Raw genomic sequence first — 19,994 nt, 5'->3', positions numbered from 1 at the left:
AGTTTATTTGTAGTTAAGCACTGTATATTGTTTTCTTTATTTCTCTAAAATTGTGTTGCAACTAATTTATGGGAACGCCGAAAACCATTTCCAAGAGTAGGCAATAAATTAAATTGATTACAGTATGAAAAAATTATTTTCAGCATCTTTGGTGCTATTATTGATGTGTGCTACTATGAGTTTTAGTGCGTCAGTATCAGAAGATACAGCTATTGAGAATGATGCTTCTGAAAAATGTGAGGATAGAGCATATATCGTCATGCATCAATCACTTAATGCAGGGTATTCAATAGATGCAGCTACATTTCACATGAATGCAGCCTATGCTTTATGTGAAGGTTACACAATGCAAGAGATATTGGATGCTAACTAAACAAATTAAAAAGGCTACCTTTATTGGTAGCCTAGTATTAAAATTAATTATGATGAAAAAAATATATTTATTGTTTACTGTTTTTTGTTTTTTTAATTCTGCTGTCTATTCTCAATCTAAAAAGAGTGTTGCTGGTCATGTAGTATATAAATTCATGCAAAATCAAAGAGATTCAACAAAACAAAAAAATGAATTTGATAAACTTAATGATGAACTCATGCGTCAATCTAAGGGCATAATTTTCAATTTAAAGTTTAAAGGGAAAAAATCATATTTTTATATAGATGAAAGTTTAGAAAATGATGTTTCTCCTATGGGACATAGCCATGCAAAAGTTGTTGTTAGTGGTGGTAATTATTTAACTGATCTTCAAAATCAAACTGTTATTAGACAAACAGACTCATTTGGAGAACAATTTTTGGTCACTTCAAATACTCAATCTTCCTCAGATTGGACACTTACTAAAGAAACTAAAATGATTGGTAAATACAAATGTTATAAGGCATATAAAACCAAAACAATTGTTAATCCTGCTAAAAAATTTACATTCAATATTATTGCATGGTATACACCTCAAATTCCCGTGAATTTTGGAATTAAAGAATTTAATAATTTGCCAGGTCTGATATTAGAGTTACAAGATTCACATTTTACTTTCTACGTATATAAAATAAAATTCTTAAGTGAAGATCAAGTTGAAATCCCTATTCTTAAAGGGGAAAAGATTACAGAAGTGGAATATCAAAAAAAAGTTGAAAAAGCTAGTGGATTTATAATGCTTGATAATAAAAATTAATGATAAGTAAGAACTTAACATATTTCATATTACTTTTTCTTGTTTTTACTTCAACTACGTTAAGTCAAAATATAAAGCTATCGGGTACAATTAAAGAAAATACTACCAATTTACTATTGACTAATGCAAATATCATTGCAGAACCACAAGGCGATAGCACAATGAAATTTTCAATCTCTAATGATAAAGGGTTTTTTGAATTGAAGCTTGAAAAAGATGAAACCTATATAATAACAATTAGTTATCTTGGGTATCTTCCGCATGAGATCACATATAAAGCAATAGAATCAAAAACAATTGATGTTTCCCTAAAAAAAGATACTGAGTCTTTAGGAGAAGTTACACTAAATTATACACCGCCCGTTGTCATAAAAAAAGATACGATGTCTTTTAAAGTTGATGCCTTTAAAACAGGGGACGAACGCAAGCTTAGAGATATACTCAAAAACTTACCAACTGTTGAAGTTGACAAACAAGGAAACGTAACGGTAAAAGGTAAAAAGGTTTCTCGTGTGCTAGTTGAGAATAAACAATTTTTCACAGGCGATAGCAAGCTTGCTGTTAACAATATTCCTGCTGATGTGGTTGATAAAGTTGAAGTACTTGACAACTATTCAGATGTTTCATTCTTAAAAGGATTGGAAGATAGTGAAGAAATGATAATGAATATAAAACTAAAAGAAGATAAAAAGAAATTTGTTTTTGGCGATATTGAAGTGGCTACGGGTATTAAAGAACGCTATATTTTGAACCCAAAAATATATTATTACAGTCCAAAAACATCATTGAACATGATAACGGATTTTAATAACACAGGAAAGAAGTCTTTTACGTTTAAAGACTATTTAGATTTTAATGGTGGAATTAGTAAACTGTTTTCAAATACTGAATCGTATATGTCATTGTTTGACAATGATTTTACTCGATTTTTAGACAATCAAAACTTTGTAGAGAACACCAACCAATTCAGCGCATTAAATATTTCCCATGACTTCAACAACAAATTATCTTTAACAGGGTACAGTATTTTGTCAAATGACAAGCTGCAAACGCTCACTACAACAACTAACAACTATATTGCGAGTGACAACCTAATTGAAAACAGAAGAAACGAATTTGACAATATAAATAAGTTTGGAATTGGGAAATTTGCGTTTAATTACGCTCCAAATGAAAATACAGAATTACTTTTTGAATCAAACATTAAAGCATCAAAGAATACTTCGCAAGGAAACATTTTAACGGAATCAGATTTTATAAATTCATCGATCAATCAAAATGAACGAATTGACGATTTTTCATTTCGTGAAAATATAGAACTTCACAAGCAATTCAATAAAAACAATACAATAAGTGTAGTTTTAAATTACAGTTTCAATAGATCACAACCAAAAACCAATTGGCAAACCGATCAATCATTTTTAAACGGTTTACTTCCTATTGAAGATGAAGCAATTTTAGATATAAATAGTAACAAACTGCGCAAAACACATTCTTTTAAAGTCGTTGGAAAATACTACTATGTTTTAAACAAGTTGAACCATCTATATTTTACTACGGGCGCAAATGTTGTAAATGATAGCTATTCTACATTTGATTTTCAGTTATTACAAGATGGTACAACAAATGATTTTTCAGATAGTAATTTTGGAAATCAATCAAAGGTAAATTTCAACGATATTTATTTCGGTATCGATTACAAATTTAAAAGCGGAATCGTAACGATAAAACCAAGCTTAACGTATCACAACTTTTTTTGGGGTGTTGAACAGTTTACGGAACAGAATAAACGAACTAAAGCGGTTCTATTGCCAAAGTTCATGACAAAGATTGAGTTTAATAGTTCCAAAGTGTTAAGCTTCAATTACAGTTTACAAACACGTTTTCCTACCATTACACAATTCGCAAATCGTTTCACGCTTACAAATTTTAATAACATATACAGAGGAGACGAAACCTTAGAAAATGAATTGTACCACAACGCACGTATTAGTTACTACCGTTTCAGCATGTTCAAAAATATACAATACAATTTGTCTGTAAATTATCGTAAAAGCACACGAAATTTGAAAACTGCGAATGTGATACAAGGAATTGATAATATATTAACTCCTATTTTACTTGATGCCGTTGACGAATCTGTAATTTTTAGAGGTTCACTAAAAAAAGGCTATGGAAAAGTAAAACTATCAGCAAGAACAAGCCTTTCATTTTCCAATTTCTTTACGTCTGTAAATGATGAATTGATTGAAAATACTTCAAATAATTATACAATAGGTAGCGGACTAAGCACACGATTTAAATACTATCCAAATATCGGTATTGGATATAATAAAACCTTTTCAAGTTATAAAGCAAATACAAATGCTAAGTTTGAAAATGACGTTTTCAATGTTAATCTTAGTTATGATTTCTTAAATGATTTCATTTTCAAAATTGATTATAAGCGTGAAGAATTCCAAAACAAAACTTTGAACAACACCAATACATTTGATGTGGCAAACAGTTCACTATTCTATCAAAAAGAGAATAGCGCATGGGGTTTTGAAATATCTGCATCAAATCTTTTCAATGTAGATTTTAGGCAAAGAAACTCGTTTAGTAACATCTTAGTATCGGACGAAAGAACATTTATACAACCTAGAATATTTTTATTAAAAATATCGTATAAACTATAAAAATTTACAATACTACCAAATAAAAAATTAACCTAAGGATTCCCACTTTCGTAAGAAATGAATATGAGTATTAAAAGTTAGAGCGTTTCAAATGGTTCATAGTAGGTTTTCTTACTGCTGTCATTATTGAAACATTACTGATACTTATATTTCTTTATTTGTGCTTATAATAAACAGAATAGTTACTTAGAAAACCGTAATAATCGTAAAACTAAATTATTCTGAAAGTGGAAACCTCGATTGTGAAATTGAGGTTTTTAATTTTGTTGCAGTTGCAACATCTTTTATGTAGCTTGAAATACACGTTTTGTTGCTTCTTCAATATTCCTTGTTGCATCTTGTTGAAAACTGTTGATTTGAGTTGATTTCCGTTGATCTATACTTAAAAAAGTATTGATTTTTGATTGACAAGGGTTAATTTCTGACTGATTACATAATTATTTTAATAAACAGTTGATTTACATTGAAAAGAATTGTTAGCTTGGTGTTTTTTATTGCAAATCATTGTATTTTAGTTAAAAGTAATTCATTTTAATTTACCTATCTCTTTCCTGAATTTATGAACTTTTGTTTTTCTTCAATGATGATGTAATGTTATATTATTCCCAATGTATTATTTTCTTTTCTAACACAATGAATATTCTATTTAAGAAATAACCTAATAAACCAACAAAAATTATTATCGCATACACATCAGAAATCAAGTATGTTTCATGTGCCTCATAAACTCTTATACCTAACCCCTTATTTGCCCCAATAAACATTTCAGCAACAATTACAACAATTAAAGCAAAGGAAACAGAAACTCTTAGCCCTATAAAGATAAAAGGGAGAGATGACGGTAAAACTACATGTTTAAAAATTTGAAATTTATTAGCTCCGATAGATTTCAAATAAGAAATATGACTTTCTTTAGTGTAAAATACACCATAGGAAGTATTTAAAATTATAACAAATAAACATGATACACTTACCATTGAAATGATGGTCAATGAACTTATTCCAAAAAATAATATAAATAATGGGAAAAGTGTAGTTACAGGGATAGACCTAAAAAAATCTAAAAGTAATTCTACGGATTGATAGACTCTTTTATTTATTCCTAAAAATAAACCAATTGGAATGCCTACTACAACAGCAAAGCCAAAACCCATCGAAAATTTATATAGCGTTGCTAAAAAATCATTTAATAAACCTTCGCTAAGAATTAATTCCCACAACCGTTGAAAAGTATCAATTGGTGAAGATAAAAAAATAGCGTTTGGAAATATTACTACCTTCAATAAACTCCAAAAGGAAATAAATGAGAATATACCTATAAACGAATATATGTGTTTTTTAGTTTTCAATAGCTTCTAAAATTTTCACCTTATTAGGTGATACTTTTTCTAAGTATGTTGAATTAAAAAATTGAGAATAGTTAGGTAACGATTTATTTTTATATGAATCAATGGTTTTTATAATCCATTCTCCTTCTGCTTTTGTATCATCAATCAATTTTTGATCAAGTGAAATAGACAAATCATACTGTTTCCATATATTTTCTAATGTTTCTAATGGTAAATTTAGAAACGAAGAAATGAGCGTTTTAGCTTCTTTCTCATTATTTTTAACATATTCTTCAGCTTCTATATATGCCTTAATTAGTTTTTCTGTTATTTCAGGGTTTTCATTCGCAAATTTTTTGTTACCTGATAGCGTCATATATCCTGTGAAAATCTCAGTATCATTAAAAGTTACTTGATTTTCATTTCCTAATGCTTTTTGCACATTGTATATGTATGGTTGCCAAATACTAATCGCATCGACTCCACTGCCTTCTATTATTGCTGATTGCATCGCTGGTGGAAGTAGGTTTACCAATTCAACAGAATCTTTACTTATTCCATGCTTCTCTAAAAAGCGATCCGCATATACTTGAGAAGTAGTTGCCAATAGTACACCAATTTTTTTGCCGTTCAAATCTTTGGGTGTATTAATTCCTTTATCTACCCTAGCAACAATTCCAGCATCATATACTTTTTCAATATTACAATACACCTCAATATTTGCATTGAGAAAACCTGCGAATGCTACATTTGTTTCTACAATATTTGCAAAATCTGCATTTCCACCTAAAAGATCATCTAAAGCTATTTTTCCTGTCTTTACATAATTAATATTGACGTCGATATCTTGTTTTTTAAAAAAACCTTTCTGATCTGCAATAATAGTAAGCATTGAGAAAGCTGTTTTAGGGCTTGTTAGATTAACTGTTTTTTGTTTTTGTTTACAACTATACAATATGATGCATGAAATTGTAATTACGATTATTTTTTTCATATACTTTTTATTTGTCTTTAAAAGTTTGGCTAAATAATGTTTCGAATACGCTATAAATACTCTTTTCATTAGAATAAATTCCATCTATCTCTCGATCTTTATCGAAATCCATATTTGTATTCATAGCGTTGATTATGAAAGTTTTATATTCGTCAATATTATTTTTTGTGTTTTTTAATAAATAAATTTGCATTGGAATGTATGAACTAAGTTCTAACCATTTACCATTTATTTTTTCACCATTTCTATATTGATTTATCTCATTTATCAACTCATTGTGAGATTTAGTTACAGATTCAGTAATTTTGTCTTCAAGCTCTTTTTTACTTTGAAATTTTTTTATTGGCATACCACCTTTTCTTGAGTATACTCTCGAATCTTTAGTATAGTAGATAAGACTCTTTTTTTTCTTTTCATCTATTTTTTCATTGACTCTACCTAAATAATCTTTAATGAAATTATCGTAGAGATCATTATTTTCACCATTTAGTACGATTAGTTTAAATTTATCCTTTAAAAGTTCTCCACAATTTTTAATTTGATTAGATAACTCCTTTATATCTTTGGTAAATATTATACGAGACCTCTCTGACTCATCTCTTATATGATTAATATCATTGGCACTAGTTTTATATAATTTTTTTAAAATATCTTTATTACCTGAAGATATTCTAGGGTTTTTTATATTATAGTGACTTATAAATGATGGATTAAACGTATGGATTTTTCCAAATGACGAAGTTCTATTCATTATAAAAAACTCTGACTCATAAGAAGGGTTTTGAGCTTCAAGACACAAATTCTTGATCTCGTTTATAATTTCAGGGAAAAATTCTTTGAACTGCCTATTGATGTCTATCAATCTAACAACCTCACTATGTATACTTTTTTCAAATTCTTCAAGTTTATTTAATGACTCTTCATTTTTATTTACTAAAGACGATATAGAATCACTCTGTTCTGAAGTTTTTTTATGTTGTTTTCTTGAAATATAAATGGCTATGCCACCCATAAATAATGTGAATATGAAACTAAGAAGATAACCAAGCCAATCTGAAATAGCTATACTATTATATAAATTTCCTGTTTGTTCTGAACTTTTTATTATTTCTTCCTTCATATCTGCCAACTTGATGACAGTATCTTTCACTTTTGAAGGAATAGAATCTTGAGCTCTTAAGAAATCAACAGTATTTCCTATAATATTATTAGACATACCTCAAAAGTTTAAAAATATTAGATTTAATTTTTCCAAACTCAACACTTGCTAGTAAATCAATTTTTCTTGGTCTATCCAAATTAACTTTTATACTTTCAATTTTCTTATTATTAATAACGAGTACTCTATCAGCTAAAAAAATCGCTTCATCAATATCATGTGTAACTAATATAACTGTTAAACTTGATTTTTTCCAATAACTTAAAATATGTTTAGAGACCTCTCTTTTAATACCGAAGTCTAAAGAAGCAAAAGGTTCATCAAGTAATAATAATTTAGGATTATTTATAACACCTCTAACAATAGCTACTTGCTGTTGTTGACCACCACTTAGTTGATAAGGATATTTTTTTAAATCTAAATCAATATCAAATTGTTTAAATGTATCGTTTACTTTTTCTTCATAATTGCTCTTGTTTTCTCCTTTAATAATCAACGGCAAACAAATATTTTGAAAAGTGTTTTTCCACGGTAACAGATTACCTCTGTAATCTTGACGCACATAAGAAATTTCATTTTTAAGAACGCCTCTTTTTATTAAACCACTATCAATTTTTATTATTTCTGCTATTGCATTTAGAATACTTGACTTCCCACTTCCATTAGTACCTACAATAACAGCAAACTCACCCTTATTTATATGAAAATTAGCATTTTCTAAAACTGAATTATTTTGATAAGTCTTGTTAACTGATATGAATTCTAATATTTTCATTAAGTCAAATAGTTTATTTCTTCTGCTATTTCTGGAAGCTGAGTTTCGTTAATGCCGTATAGTTTGTAATTTATAGCTCTTTCCTCTTTAATTGTACAAGAATATGCACCACCGCTTTGTTCAATATATTTTTTTAAAACCGAACATAATTGAACAATATCTTTCACAAATCCTTGAATTGTAAGTACTAAAAATGTACCTCTATCTTTAGGAAGGTATGCTCCATAAAGCCCAGAATCTAATAATTTTTTCAATAAATCTGGATGTGATTTGTCTTTATCCATTGTCAAATGAATTTCAGTTTGCCTGAATTCTTCATTCTTTTCACCAGTTAACCTTCTTCTTTTTATTTTAAAAGGAACAGGAATATCTCTATACTCATTATACGGAATAAAGTCATCAATCGGTATGTATTCAGCTTCGAGATATCCTTTCAAATCTTTAGCTTTTGTGTAAGATTCTAACTTTTTCCAAACTTCTATATATTCTTCTTTTGTATCAAGTTTTAAAGTCATGTGTCTTTTGGGTTCAAAATGAACATAACCTTCAGGATGCCCATTAAAATCTGAATCATAAAATCTTAATTCTTTAGTGACATAATCATATAGCTCTTTGCTCATTTCTAAAGCATCAATATGAATATGAAATATATTAGGTTGAGTTTTTTCTATTCCGTTCATTTTATTTTATCATTTTTAATATATTCTACTTAAGGGAAATAATTCTATTCCATGTGAGTTAAAATCTCTTACTAAATAATCTGAAACACTAGTTTTAGGAGCGGCAACAATTCCATAATAATTGTATTGATTTTTATCGCAACCCACGTCACTTAAAATATTTGCTTTTGAAATATTTACTCCTTTTTCATTCAATGAAAATTTAGGAAGAAAAAAAATAGAAATATTTTCTCCTAGATCATGATTATGTCCTACTTTTTCTAAAGCATAAGAAGTTCTTGAAAAAGTAGATAAATGAGAATTTACACAAAGGGAAATATTATACATTGAATAAGCAAAATCTTCTTTGCTTAATAAGTAGTTTGAATGACAAATTACCCAACAATTTGCTTCAATCTGCTCGTTAAGATCCAGTGTGCTTGGAATAAATAATATATTTTGATGTTGATAATACATATATATGGCGGTCACTATATCTAAAAATCGTTCCTTATTCATCTTGTAATTATCCGTTAACGATAAGTTTTAAGTTTTTCGACTTGTAAAGCTACTATATTTTGTAATTATAACCTTACGGTTTTCCTCAATTTGAAGTTTTTATTTTCTTTTTTTAAGAATCATAGTCTAATTTTTCCTAATTAATAAATTAAAAATTATCTCAGTGTAGTTTAAGCTTTATTGAACCTTAACTCAATTATCGACTTACTTAAGCATATTTTAATATCTTATTAATTAATAGAATTCTATATTAGAATACAGGTAATTATTTTTATCGCAATCGTCATTAATATTTTTCGAAAATAATTATGAAAAAGATATTTTTTACAACAAAATATCATAAATTACTGACATAAAAAACTGAATCTATTACATAAAACTTTATCAAGACAATAAAATCATGGCAGATATTCACATTAATCACAACAGTTATGGAAATGAACAAGATATTTTGATTAAAAATATGATAGATACCTTTAGAGACATTGCAAAAAGGAATTTGGAAGATATAGAAGGTAAATTTTTATTTGAATACATAGATCAACATAATCAATTTGATTTACTTGAATTTCCTAAAATAAATGATAAATTTTTTCCGAAATTTGTTAGAATAGATAATGAGTTTCCAAATTGTTTCATAGCTGGATTAAATTATTATAGAAACATTTAATATGAGAATTGACTACATACATTGTTTACCTGATCAAAAATACAAACCAGCTATAAAAGCTAATACTTCAAGTTTACCTATCAAAGAAATGACTTGGGAGAATTTTGAAAGGTTATGCCTAAAATTAGTAGAGGTTATTGATGGTTTTTCAATTTCTGAATGTGATATTTTAGGAAGAAAAGGACAAAAGCAAGAGGGAATAGATATATATGCTCGTAATGATATTGATTCATACAATACTTATCAGTGCAAAAGGTATAAAAAAATTTCTCCAAAAAAACTGATAGAAATCTTTAATGATTTCAAAAAAGGTGATTGGTTTGCTACATCCAAGAAATTTATTTTGTGTACAAGCGCTGAATTTTCAGACACTAAATTACAAACTCAATATGAATCTATAAAAGATAATTTCAAAAATGAAGGTATAGAAGTAATAAGATGGGATTCATCTTATTTGAATAGGATTCTAAAAAATCATCCAAGAGTAGTATATGACTTTTTTGGAAAACAATGGTGTATAGACTTTTGTGGAGAAGAATTGTACAACAAACATCATGAAAATTTTAAAGATCGCTTAGATGCAAATCAGATAGCTGAATACAAAGAAAAATTAGGCACTTTCTACTCTCACGTTTTTAACACTTTTGATAAAGGATTACCCTCATTAGAAGATAGTAATTTAAAAATAGAGGATAGGTTTGTGATGCTCGATGTATTTAAAAGTTCTAAAATTGAAAATTTCTTGCTAGAAGAAAAGGATGATGATAGTAATAGAGAAACGAACATTGATGAAAGTTATATTAATCTTCCTTTTGATTTAATATTAGATGATTATGGGTTTGAAACTATAAAAAAGCTAAAACCTAAGCAAAAAGAAAACATCCAAAAGAAAATATTACGATCAAGATTAGATGCCGAAATTGACCATAACTCATTAATAATTGGTGAAGCTGGATATGGTAAAAGTACTTTTTTAAGGTTTTTAATTTTAAACTTATTAAACGACACATCTAACTCATCAGATTTATTATGTTCTAAATTTGGTAATTTTATTCCTGTTTATATACCTTTTGCATATCTGACCAGTAAACTAAAAGAAAACAGAGACAGAAGTTTATTAGATGTTCTTGATTTGTGGTTTTCGAGTTATGACAAACAGAGTCTATATGAATTAGTTCAGCTAGCATTTAAAGACAAGAGACTCTTAATAGTCGTTGATGGAATTGATGAGTACACTTCAATTGAAATAGCGGAAATCGCACTTGATAAATTAAATATTTACAAAGAAAATGATGGTATAAAGTTGATATTATCTAGTCGTCCTTATGGCTATAAAATTTTAAAAGGTTACATTCCTAAATTAACTATCCTAAACATTGCGCCTTTATCTATTGAACAACAAAAAAATATCGTTAGAAAATGGCTTGAGCAGAAATATTCAGATAAAAATACAGTAACTAGAGAGGTTGATGATTTTATAAATGAATTATCTAAAGCTAATGACTTAAAAGATTTAGCAGAAACACCGTTATTACTTAATATTCTACTGGTTCAGAAGCTTAAAAACCTTGCGCTGCCAAAAGATAAGTTTTCTGCCTACAATGAAATAACTGAGCATTTAATTAACAAACATTATCAGAAAAGAATCAATAGCGCAAGTGCAGAAATAGAATCTTCTTTATCCGAACTAAGAGATTACTGGAAGGATATATTTTCTATTGTGGCTTTTGAATTTCAAAGAAAATCATTTGATGGTGTCTTGACTAAAACAGAAGTCAAAAACGTAGTTAAATCCTTTTTAGATAATGAATTAGGTTATCCTAATGAGAAGAAAATTAGGATAGCAAATAAATTTACAGAGTTTGGTGTTAATCATATTGGTATTTTAGTTGAAAAATCGAATGACGAATTAGCCTTCATTCACAGACAGTTTCAGGAGTTTTTAACGGCAAATCATTTGTCAAAAAATGATACTATTGAAAAAGTTTTGCTTGAGTTCTCAGACAATTTACAATGGGAACAAAGTATTATTTTCTTCTTCAATCATATTGTGAGTAAAAATCAATTCAAAAATTATATTGAAATTGTAAAAACTAAAAATGAGCTATTGGCTTATAAAATAGCACTATCAAATAAAAATTGTCCTTTAGAAGTGTCTAGGGCAAACTTTGAAGATATTAACTCTAAATTCAAGCTAGAACAAATACATTCTAAAAAAGATATTCTACTAAATATAATTTTATTAGGAATATCTAATCCTAAATTGAATAGTGAGTACATAAATTTTGTGGATACTTACGTCCCAAATAGTTTTAATTACCAAGATTATAGAGTAACTCCTCTTGCAAATATTGAAGGTTTAGAAAGCGATAAGATAGTTATAGACTTCTTATTTGACCATTTATTAAATGGATATGTAAAAGATAAACTTAATGCTTCTAAAATACTCCAAAAAGCCTGTAAGAATGAAGATCTTATTAATAGATTGATTCATTTATCTTATAATTCCACCAATCTATATACAAGAGCTTATGCAATAAATAGCTTATTAAATGATTATGTAGATAAAACGATTTTACACAAAATAATAAAAGATTATTCTGAATGCCTACATAGTGAAATAGCATATATGATTATTTCTACTAAAGTCTTTTTAGGAGTTCAAAGTGATGATGATTTAGAGCTTTTATTTAGTATCAATAAAAAAATAAACACTTATGAGCTTGAAGATGAAATATTTTGGCTGTTTACAAATGGTTGGAAAAATTCAAAAAAGTTAAAAGAAAAATGTATCGAAATAATAAATAACGAAAGAGATTTTAATTCTGAAATATCATTATCAGATGCATGGATGTTGTTATTTCATAACTTCAATAAAGACAATAATGTTATTAATAGACTTGCATCTGAAATTGTATCAAACGAAAATTTATTTTCGATAATAGATAATGGACATAGAATAATAGAACATATTGGATTTTATTTCAAAGAGAATAAAATAATAACAAATGCTATTGTAGAGAGATTAAATCGAGAAAATGAAAAATTTCTTAGCAGAGAAAAATCTCTTTTATGTCTAATTTCAAAGGACTCAAGGTTAAAAAGATATATAATTGATTATATCAAAAAAAATGAAAGAATTGATTATTGGCTAGCATATGTATTACTTGAAAATTGGAAAGATGATAATGAAGTTAAAGACTTAATTAAAGGGTTTCTGAACGATGAAAAATTAGATGGGTCTCTTTGTATTTTAACACCAAAAATTTTAAATAAAAATGAAGGCATTAAACTCTGTGAAAAAATACTATTTGGTGATTATTATTTTAGTGAACGTGCACTAAAGCCATTAATTGAGTTTGATAGAGAATATTTTGAAAAAAAGCTACTTAAAAAATTTATTAATAACAGATTAGAAAAGTTTAGTAAAACTCAAATTTTTCAACCTTTTTGGACGGCTTTTGAGGATTTAACTAAATTCTTTCCTGACAACATTGATGTTCAAAATCTAATTAATAAGTACATAGATCAATCTCATCGCTTTTTCAATCAATTAATAAGCTCAAAAACTATTGATAAAAAAATAATACATTCCATCTTAAAGAAAAGCCGACCTCTTCCTGATAATAATAGAAAAAGTATTATTAAAGAAATTTGTAATCATGAAAAATATAATCATGTAATTCAAAATTTTGAATTAGAATCAGATTCAGATTGTAAGACTCTGTTAGCTTATAATTTTTACAAAAGAAATAGCTTAGATATTGCATTAGAGAAAGCCGAAAAATTAACTTTATTTCCAGATGGATTTAGAGAGGTAGATGTAGCTATTGGCTTACTAGGATATGTTTCTCTTAATGAATTAGACAACTATTTTAGGATGAGAAATGAAAAAGGCATTAAGTACAGATTTAATTTTTATGATACTGATAGAGCTTTTGGATTAAAAGATGAATATTTTAAATATTTAGATATCCATTTTGAACACTTTTCTAAAATTTTTCAATTAGAGTCAAACAAAAATATTCTTAGATCAGTTAGAGAAGAAGATAACTTGTACAAACTATTGATAAGACACCATTCGGATAAATTCATTTCAAAACCCTACATCTTTAAATTTGTTCAAAAAAATGATGATATCATAAATACTTTTAGCTACGTTAATTTTCTATTAGACGAATACCCAAATCATTCTTTTACTGATAAAGTAGTTATCGATATAATTAAAGGAGAGAAAAAGAGGGATTTCTATTCATTTGTTGTAGGATCTAAAATTGGAAAAACATATGCAGGCAATGAGTCAATTAAAAATTTATTAATTGAAAATATAAACCTGAATGAAAAAGTATGTTTATCAGCGTTACTTATTGGTTGGAACAAAGACCCAATAATAGATATTTATTATAAAAAAGATAAAAATGATGAGTTAAATATTGATGACAGAGGAATTATTTATCTCTTAATGTTCTCAAGATATAGTAATGATGGTGTTATATCGCTTTTAAAAAGAATTGAAAACAGTAATGAAGATGTCTTTGTGCATCAACCACATCTTATAAATCCTCTGATGTATAAAATTAATGAAGAAATTGAAATTCAAGATCAAATATTGGACTCTCTTTTAAAAGAAAAATCTAATTTTATGATTGTATTATACTTTTCAATTTTGAAAGAAGTAAACTATAAATCGGATAAACTAAATGATTGGTTGTGTGAAAAGTCAAACTGTAATAAGTCCAATTTGATAATAGGCTATAATATAATAGAGAATAAATATCAATCACTAACACATATTATTAATCAATAATTAGCTTGTTAAATTCGATTTCACAACTTCAACAACTACTTTTTAAATATTGATTCTATTATATTATTTAATTGTAGTTGTGTAGTTATGAAAATTTTTAATTTTTGAAAAGTTGAACGTAAACATCAATTTTAGTATAAATTCTGTTTTGGTTCTATGATTTAAAGGTTTAATTAATTCTCTTAGTTGCGCTTTCTAATTATTATTAACTTATTATTTCTTCATTTGTATTCTATCTAAATTTAGTGTCAACTTTTTTTTGCTATTCGTTGAAAATATTGATTTCAGTTGAAGTGAGCTGATTTAGGTTGATTCTAGTTGATTTTATGTTGATAAAGTGTTGATCTCATTGAAAACTATTGATTCTTTGTTGCAAGTAGTTGATTTGCATCCAATCTTCATTGATAAAAAGTTGATCTAATAAACCTTTATTGATTTCAGTTGAAAAGAATTGATTTAGGTTGATTCTAGTTGATTTACATCCAATCTTTATTGATAAACAGTTGATCTTATACACAAAGCTTTATTGATTCCCATTGAAAAGTGTTGATTTTCCGTTGATTTTTTGTTGGAAAAGTGTTGAAAGATAAAGTATCTGCACTTTGTTTAGGTATAAAAATTATCAAGGCAATCTACGTTCGCTAAAATGCGCTACTAATATTTTTTCCATGGCTTCAATAATTTTTTCTTTTTTCGTTTGTCTTTTTGAAAGCTTTTTAGGCATATTTTTTATTTCTACACCTAAAAACTCATATAGCCGAAGCAGTTCGTCCTGAGACAATGCTTTTATTACGTTATATGCAGTTTCCGCTTTCATACTAAATCATCAAACAAAAATGTTCTTTTGAAATAATTACTTCAATTTTTATTTGATGATTTAATAGAACATATCTTAAATACAGACATATCAATTTTTCATGTGTAGTTATACACATGTCATAATCTTTAATAAAAATTTAAGTATATAGAATTACGGGGATGTTAATTCTATAAAAGGGAAATTTAGTCACTCACACATTTCGTGTGTAGTTGTAAATGTAAAAAAAATAATGCAACTATGAAAATCTAAATTTCATAGTTGCAGTTCTCAATAGATTTTTCTAAAAATCAATAGTATACATATCTGAATAGTCTTTAGGAAGTGTTGCACCAATCTCGCGCAAGTAATTTTTCAATCCTGCTTTTGATCTGTGTCTAGTGATTGACATCAAGTGCATCAAAGCACCTTCTTCACTTTTTCCTTCTGCTAACAATGAATTGTAAATATTTGTCGCTGCTGTATGTCGAACCGAATACAATGAATAATCATCTGAATAGCCTAGAATTCGTTTAATAAGTTTAAACTTTTTAGAAAAATAGTTGGTCTTATTATTTTCATCAATATCCCAATTTGCAGGCTTTTCAAAACGAGTAATTACAAAATCGGTAGGAGCGTAGTTTTCAAGTTTCATATCTCTTAAAACTGTTTCTAATTCGCCAATAATCGGAACTATGGCAAGTGGAGCTGTTTTTGAACGAACGTACAATCGTTTTGAGGCTAAATCGATATCTTTTACTTGCAAACGACAAACTTCTACGTTTCTCAAAAAGGCATACGACATAAATTGAATGAAAGTTCGCAAATACGGATCATTTTTGTCCAAATATTCTCGAATATCAATAATTTGTTCTTTTGAAAAAGGTTTATTTTTCTTTGGCGTACTCTTATTTATCTTAATTTGCGTAATAAAATTACGCTCTATAATTTCATCTTCTTCCAATTGAGCAAATAGGGTAGATAGTGTTGCTCTAAAATTATTCCGTGTTTTTGGACTTACAGGAACAAGTTCTTCTCTTAATTGCTTTTGTTTTTTTGTTTGAAGCTTGGTTAAAGAATTTAAAAATGTGGAAACATCACGTTTTTTTAGTTCCGAAATATTCTTATCAATTAACTTATTAATCGTTAACCATTCAATAAATCTATTAAAATGACCGACCATTGTTCCAGCAGTTTTCTTTTTCCAATGTGGTTTTCGCTGCTTTAAAGCGAAAAATAAGGCTTCTTTTACGGTATAATTTTTTCGTTGACTGTCTATTTCAATACCTTCTGCTGGTTTTTTCTGTTGTTCAATACGTTTATCAGTTTCCTTATAAGTTTCGTATGGATTATACCCTTTTTTCAACAATTCATGTAATGCTATTCTATTAATGATGAGCATTTCTGTACGTTCTTTTTTCGTCTTTAACCTGTTGACTCCCATGTATAAAGGTGGTTGTAAGACTAATTTTTCTGTTACAGGATTCCGATAGTAGTAGTACACATACCAACGTTTGGAAAGATCGCCATCTGCATCATAAATTTTCGGTTCTGTGTATAGATTCTTACTCAAAGTATATGCGTTTCTATATGCGTTTGTTAAAAGAACTTGTAATTTAGACATAAAAAAAAGGTTTTCCAAATGATGAAAAACCTTATAAACGTTGACAAAACATAGTTTTTTGTCTTTGTAGCGAGAACGAGAATTGAACTCGTGACCTCCGGGTTATGAATATGCAAGCTGAAAATTGTAACACTTGATTTTCAGTAACTTACATTTTTAAAACCGCTATATTTTAGATAAAGTATACTCGTTTGTATACTCGTTTTAAAAACCACTTTTGTGTTATAATTATTCAAATATAACGAAAAAAATATTGCTATTTGGATTTTTAAAAAGGCAGCAAAACTTCCAACTCTCTATTCAGATAAAAAACATCTTCATTTGGCACATCATATTGTACCATAATCATTTTAAAAGCTTCATCAAGTGTTTCAGATGCGACAGCTACATAACTATCGCCTTTATATGGTTTTCTGTACTTAAACCAATATGCGTTCTTATGAGTCATAAAAAGGGGATTTGATGATACAAAAAAACACCCAAATTAATTATGAAATAATTAATTTGGGTGTTTTTTACTGCAAAGACAGGATTATTACTTATCCTTAGTCTTTTTCAATGCTTTTTCATCAAGTTTAAAATCGGGATGCCCTGTTTGCCAAAAAGCAAAGGCATATACATTTGCCCATTCTTGATATACTTGTTCAATAGTTGTTCCGCTACCATGACCAGAATCTTTATAAATAGCAAATAATATTGGGTTATTTGAAGTGTTTGCTTCTTGTAACCTTGCTACGAACTTACCCGATTGCCATGGAGCAACTCTTGGGTCATTCATTCCTGCTGTAACTAAAGTAGCAGGGTAATCTGTTTTATCTTTTATATTTAGGTAGGAGTCCATTTCTATAAGCCCTAAACATTCAATAGAATCTTTGATAGTCCCATACTCTTTAAAGTTTGTTCCGTTAGAACTTTCTTCGCTTCTTAAAGGATTCATTTTCCCTGCTTCGGAAATTACAACTTTAAATAAATCTGGACGCTCAGTCATAGCACGACCTACTAATATTCCGCCAGCACTAGAACTCCAAATTGCATTATGTTCTTTTGAAGTATACCCATTATCAACCAGATATTCCATACAGGCAATTAAATCTTTCCATGTATTAGGTTTGGTAGTTTTCATTCCTGCTTTATGCCATGCATCTCCTTTTTCTCCACCACCACGAACATGTGCAGTACAATAAATTCCACCTTTGGCTACCCATGCTAATGTTACTGGAGAGAAGTATGGAGACATATCATCACCATAAGCGCCATAACCGTCCATAAAAACAGGATTTTTACCATTTAGTTCAATATCTTTATGATGTATAATTGATAAGGGAACTAATACGCCATCGTGTGATGGAACTTCAATTTCTTTTACAACAAAATCTTCAAATTCGGGATATTTGCCTTTTGGTTTTAGGTCTTTTAGCTTAAAATCATTTGTTGTTGTATTGTATTCAAAGCGTTGACTGCTATTTACCCAACCGTTAAGACTTACTATTAATTTATTGCTATTTCTATCATAAGATGTTATTCCAATAGAGCCAGACGCTCTAGGTAACTTTATTTCTGATTTTACTTCATTTCCAACTTTATATAACTTTGCTTGTACACCATTTCTAAGTGTTCCATAAAATAAACCATCTTTCGAAATTTCAAAATCTTTAATAACTTCGGTTTCACTTTCTTCTACAAGAGTCGTTGTCGTTTTAGTAACTAAGTTTAGCACATTAATTTTTAAGTTAGAAGCATTCTGAGCAGTTCTGTAATATAGACTATCACCAATAATAATCCCATTTGTTTTATATGATTTGTCTTCTTTCTTAAAAAGTGGTTTCCAATTTATTTTTCCTTTGCCTAATTCATCAATATCAGCATAATAACTATCAAAATAGTTCCCAACATTTACCATGTATGCAAACAGGTATTTGGAAGACGAGCTTTTAATATCTACAATTGGGTAATTTATAGTATCAAGTTTAAGTTTGGGATTGTTTTTTGCGCTTAAAATTACGTTTAACTTTTTAGGATCTTGACCTATTTTGTACAAAACTGCTTCTGTATTACTCTTTGATTTTTTACCCTTATCGTATAAGTTTGGAAAATGTAAATAGGTAAATCCAGTATTATCAGCTAACCAATCTACACCATAAAAAGAATCTAACCAACAGTGATCTATAACTTGGGGAAGCACTTTCTTAGTTTTTACATCATAAATAATGGCTTCGGAATACTCTCTACCTTCATAAGTTAAAGAAATTACTATATAAGCGGCATTTCTACTAGGGTTGATATAATTAATTACGTAGTCGTTTTTTGTTTCGGGTTTAAAATCAGTTGGATCAAAAAGTAAGATTTCTTCTCCATCAAATCCTTTTTTAAAATATAGCTTACGTCGTTTTTCATCCTTTTTTATTTTTAAATAAAAGTAGAAATCATTTTCAGTAATGATTAAACTACCGATATGAAAACTTCTTCTATTGTCAATATTGCTTAAAAAACTTGCAAGGCTATCTCTATTCGAAATGTTATTTATAACGTTTTCTGTATATAGTCCTTGTTTGTTATACCAATTTTGTACTACAGAATCTTTACTATTTTCTAAGTTTCTATAAGAATCATTGACTACTTTACCCCAATAATTATTAATCGAATCGACTTTAGATATTTTAGGATATTGAAAAATATTTTCTTTATTTTTTTTAATCCCGTAAATAATAAATATAGTTATAGCATAAATAAATACTTTCCTCATATTTTAATTTTCTTTATTTACGTAAAACTACATCGAAGAATATAAAAGAACTATAATTAATGCTGTGTTGTAG

15 protein-coding genes are annotated in these 19,994 nt (G+C 28.1%); 5 read left to right on the top strand and 10 right to left on the bottom strand.

Annotated elements, in window-relative coordinates:
- Positions 1 to 124 precede the first annotated feature (124 nt).
- From IMCC3317_RS05490 to IMCC3317_RS05480, 3 genes are read left to right on the top strand one after another with little or no spacing between them, the layout of a single operon-like run.
- Positions 125 to 373 carry a hypothetical protein gene (locus IMCC3317_RS05490; protein ID WP_160128507.1) on the top strand — a complete coding sequence of 83 codons (249 nt, stop codon included), beginning with the start codon at positions 125 to 127 and terminating at the stop codon, positions 371 to 373.
- 52 nt (positions 374 to 425) lie between these two features.
- Positions 426 to 1,169 (top strand): GLPGLI family protein, encoded by a 744-nt coding sequence (locus tag IMCC3317_RS05485; protein ID WP_160128506.1) that lies wholly within the window; start codon positions 426 to 428, stop codon positions 1,167 to 1,169.
- Positions 1,169 to 3,847, top strand: a complete 2,679-nt coding sequence (locus tag IMCC3317_RS05480) for a carboxypeptidase-like regulatory domain-containing protein (RefSeq protein WP_160128505.1) — start codon at positions 1,169 to 1,171, stop codon at positions 3,845 to 3,847. The genes IMCC3317_RS05485 and IMCC3317_RS05480 overlap by 1 nt, the downstream gene beginning before the upstream one ends.
- A 599-nt stretch (positions 3,848 to 4,446) precedes the next feature.
- Here the strand turns inward: IMCC3317_RS05480 and IMCC3317_RS05475 are convergent.
- Genes IMCC3317_RS05475 through IMCC3317_RS05450 form a run of 6 tightly spaced genes read right to left on the bottom strand, consistent with a single transcriptional unit; the run spans position 4,447 to position 9,281 of the window.
- Positions 4,447 to 5,196 (bottom strand): ABC transporter permease, encoded by a 750-nt coding sequence (locus IMCC3317_RS05475; protein WP_160128504.1) that lies wholly within the window; start codon positions 5,194 to 5,196, stop codon positions 4,447 to 4,449.
- On the bottom strand, positions 5,186 to 6,169 hold the full coding sequence (locus IMCC3317_RS05470; protein WP_160128503.1) for an ABC transporter substrate-binding protein: 984 nt from the start codon (positions 6,167 to 6,169) through the stop codon (positions 5,186 to 5,188). The genes IMCC3317_RS05475 and IMCC3317_RS05470 overlap by 11 nt, the downstream gene beginning before the upstream one ends.
- Positions 6,170 to 6,176: 7 nt before the next feature.
- The gene (locus IMCC3317_RS05465) at positions 6,177 to 7,385 is read right to left on the bottom strand and encodes a hypothetical protein (RefSeq protein WP_160128502.1); all 1,209 of its coding nucleotides are present in this window, start codon (positions 7,383 to 7,385) and stop codon (positions 6,177 to 6,179) included.
- Positions 7,378 to 8,103, bottom strand: a complete 726-nt coding sequence (locus tag IMCC3317_RS05460; protein WP_160128501.1) for an ABC transporter ATP-binding protein — start codon at positions 8,101 to 8,103, stop codon at positions 7,378 to 7,380. The genes IMCC3317_RS05465 and IMCC3317_RS05460 overlap by 8 nt, the downstream gene beginning before the upstream one ends.
- On the bottom strand, positions 8,103 to 8,783 hold the full coding sequence (locus IMCC3317_RS05455) for a hypothetical protein (RefSeq protein WP_160128500.1): 681 nt from the start codon (positions 8,781 to 8,783) through the stop codon (positions 8,103 to 8,105). The genes IMCC3317_RS05460 and IMCC3317_RS05455 overlap by 1 nt, the downstream gene beginning before the upstream one ends.
- Before the next feature lie 15 nt (positions 8,784 to 8,798).
- A complete protein-coding gene (locus IMCC3317_RS05450) occupies positions 8,799 to 9,281 on the bottom strand; it encodes a hypothetical protein (RefSeq protein WP_160128499.1) in 483 nt (160 codons plus the stop codon).
- Positions 9,282 to 9,681: 400 nt separating this feature from the next.
- On the opposite strand from IMCC3317_RS05450, the gene IMCC3317_RS05445 reads away from it, so the two are divergent.
- Together IMCC3317_RS05445 and IMCC3317_RS05440 are read left to right on the top strand one after the other, a co-directional pair.
- A complete protein-coding gene (locus IMCC3317_RS05445; RefSeq protein WP_160128498.1) occupies positions 9,682 to 9,951 on the top strand; it encodes a hypothetical protein in 270 nt (89 codons plus the stop codon).
- Position 9,952: 1 nt separating this feature from the next.
- Positions 9,953 to 14,758 (top strand): NACHT domain-containing protein, encoded by a 4,806-nt coding sequence (locus IMCC3317_RS05440; protein WP_160128497.1) that lies wholly within the window; start codon positions 9,953 to 9,955, stop codon positions 14,756 to 14,758.
- 622 nt (positions 14,759 to 15,380) lie between these two features.
- On the opposite strand, the gene IMCC3317_RS05435 is transcribed toward IMCC3317_RS05440, so the two are convergent.
- From IMCC3317_RS05435 to IMCC3317_RS05420, 4 genes are all read right to left on the bottom strand, one after another.
- The gene (locus IMCC3317_RS05435; protein ID WP_160128496.1) at positions 15,381 to 15,575 is read right to left on the bottom strand and encodes a hypothetical protein; all 195 of its coding nucleotides are present in this window, start codon (positions 15,573 to 15,575) and stop codon (positions 15,381 to 15,383) included.
- A 283-nt stretch (positions 15,576 to 15,858) separates the two neighbouring features.
- A complete protein-coding gene (locus IMCC3317_RS05430) occupies positions 15,859 to 17,178 on the bottom strand; it encodes a tyrosine-type recombinase/integrase (protein WP_160128495.1) in 1,320 nt (439 codons plus the stop codon).
- Positions 17,179 to 17,446: 268 nt separating this feature from the next.
- The gene (locus tag IMCC3317_RS05425) at positions 17,447 to 17,626 is read right to left on the bottom strand and encodes a hypothetical protein (protein WP_160128494.1); all 180 of its coding nucleotides are present in this window, start codon (positions 17,624 to 17,626) and stop codon (positions 17,447 to 17,449) included.
- A gap of 87 nt (positions 17,627 to 17,713) precedes the next feature.
- Positions 17,714 to 19,921, bottom strand: a complete 2,208-nt coding sequence (locus IMCC3317_RS05420; RefSeq protein WP_160128493.1) for a prolyl oligopeptidase family serine peptidase — start codon at positions 19,919 to 19,921, stop codon at positions 17,714 to 17,716.
- Between the last annotated feature and the right edge of the window lie 73 nt (positions 19,922 to 19,994).

This window comes from Kordia antarctica, assembly GCF_009901525.1.
Lineage (GTDB): Bacteria > Bacteroidota > Bacteroidia > Flavobacteriales > Flavobacteriaceae > Kordia > Kordia antarctica.
The sequence above is the reverse complement of the archived record's forward strand: the minus strand, read 5'-3'. Positions and strand labels throughout refer to the sequence as shown.